Raw genomic sequence first — 2,308 nt, forward strand, 5'->3', positions numbered from 1 at the left:
AAAAGGCAGCATATTGTAGCTGCCTTTTTTGTTAATGCATAGAAAAGAAATACGCTGTTTTGACAGTTTTATTTTAAAACTGATAGCGTATGCCGCCTGAAAAGTTTGCACCACTTATACCAGTTTTCTGAAGCTTTTGTTGATAGCTGACATCACCATGAAGGGAGAAATTGTGAGACAGTTGCGCATTAATGCCAACGCCGCCTTCAATTGCTGGTCCCATAGGATCAAGGTCAAAATCTCTGCCAATCTGGATGGTACCATTATCACCAAAGGTTTTGATCAAGTTTACTTTTCCATAGAAAGACATCGGACGGTTGTTTTCAGTGGAAATGGTTTTTGTCAAACGTCCACCAACACGGATCAACCATTGAGAAGGATTGTTCATATCAACGGTAAAATTATCAGCATCTTTAATGGTATTAAACATCAAATGTTGATAGGCAATTTGTGCTTGCGGCTCAAATGTTAAACTTTCCATTCCGGCTGCAAACTCTTTGCCAACAGTGGTGGAGATACTCAACATTTTGGCATTTTGCAATTTTGCGGTTTTGCCAATGATAGCATTGCCGATATCTCCTTTTAGAATTCCATAGGATAACAGTGTATCCATATAGAAACCATTGTCATGCTGCACGCTGCCATAAGCTGTTAGTGACCATTTATCCAATGTGCTCTTACTTACATCATCCATATCCTTTGGAGTGAAAGACAGCCGCCCATAGGTGCCTACAAGACCGAAATGTGTTGTGGTATTTTGTCCTTCTAATGCCGCGAATGTAACACCGGCTTGTAGAGCAGCATAGCGGATATCAGCACCATAACCATATTTGAGAGGTCCGCGTTCAGAAGATAAGGTTCCTGTGTTTCCGTAAGTATAGAGGAAGAAACCGGTTTGTTTTTCTTCTTCTTTTCCTAAGACAGATGTTCTGATATTGGCTAAGAGTGCGTTTTGTTTAGCCATATCTGTTAATCCACTATAGAAGAGAGCATTTGGCATGACCAAATAGCTTGCTGTTTGTGGTACAGGTGCAAAGGTAGGGATATTTGTTTCAGGATCAGGATTTGAACCAGAATTGGAGCCAAGCAGTTCGGGTTGCAAACGGAAATCCCAGAAATTTTCATTCTTTTCATCAAAGAGGTTTTGTGCAATATCGGCGTTGCCTTGGCTTGAGTCTGGTCCATAGGCACGTAGTGTATACATATCTGGTAAGCCACCTCTTGTGGTATAGCCATTTACCAGTTTGAAAGAGTTTTCCTCTGCTTTTCCAGAAACTTGAATAAGTGAAAGACCCCGGACATTGGCAGCAGCAGAGGTATTTGCTTCGATATTGTTCTCTTCTAAGCGCCCCGTGACATAAACTGATGTGTTGCCAGAGACATCCCCATGGATCAAAAGCCTATCGGTTTTTTGGTCATTTATTGCAGCACCATCACTCCAAGCCGTGTTGAAGTAAATCTTTGCATCACCCGTTGCATTGTAGACTTCTTGCGTGTCTGGTTTACCAGAACCTATATGCAATGTTTGGTAATGATCTTCTGTTGGTCCATTAAAGATAATGGAGCTGTTATCGAGATTAAGCGTGGAAATATCAGAACGAGATCTTTGAGCGATATCAAGGAGATTGCCATCATCATCTTTTTCATTTTTGCTGATTTTTAACGTCCATTTTGTATTGTTTTTCAGATCAAAGTGCACATTTCTGTCTTTAGCAATATTTGCTCTGCCCTCTAGAATAGACTGATCAGCGCTTAATGTGAAGGTGCCGTTGGAGATCGCTTTAACCTCTTTATCATCCCACAAATCTTTATCTTTCCATGACGCTTTGTCCCAAGCAATACCATCTCCTAATAATACGTCAGCATGGACTTCTGATTTTTTAAGATTGACTGTGCCGATTGATGGAGCTTTAGTATCTTCGATGCTTTTTTCAACAACAGCTCCAATGAAAATTCCTGTGCCATTTTCAGCATGAAGCTCTGCATTGGTCAGATTGATCTCATTACTATGATATTTTTGTGGATCATGCGAGCCATTTGGATTATCATCGGAGAAAGTTGCGAATTGTAAACCGGCAACTTCTGCTGTGGCAGAAACATCTGTCAGATCAATATGTCCGCCATTTATTACAACCAGCGCAGCCATTTTTGCTTCTATTTTATTTTTCTTCCCATTCTGAGGAGTGTCGGATTGGGTATCTAGACCTTTAGAATTAGTATCAATAGCGCCATTAACCATCTTAATTGTGCCATCTTCACCAGTAGCGAGACCAATACCAACATTTTGAATAGTTGTTTTGCCATTTAA

At 40.5% G+C, this 2,308-nt stretch carries 1 protein-coding gene; it reads right to left on the reverse strand.

The genetic code is table 11. From position 1 onward, the window contains the following. Nucleotides 1-73: 73 nt before the first annotated feature. Nucleotides 74-2,308: autotransporter outer membrane beta-barrel domain-containing protein (locus tag ACFILU_RS01170; protein ID WP_375674410.1), on the reverse strand; the 2,235-nt coding region annotated here is incomplete at its 5' end.

The organism is Bartonella sp. CL100XZDX, from assembly GCF_042195375.1.
In the GTDB taxonomy this organism is placed as follows: domain Bacteria; phylum Pseudomonadota; class Alphaproteobacteria; order Rhizobiales; family Rhizobiaceae; genus Bartonella.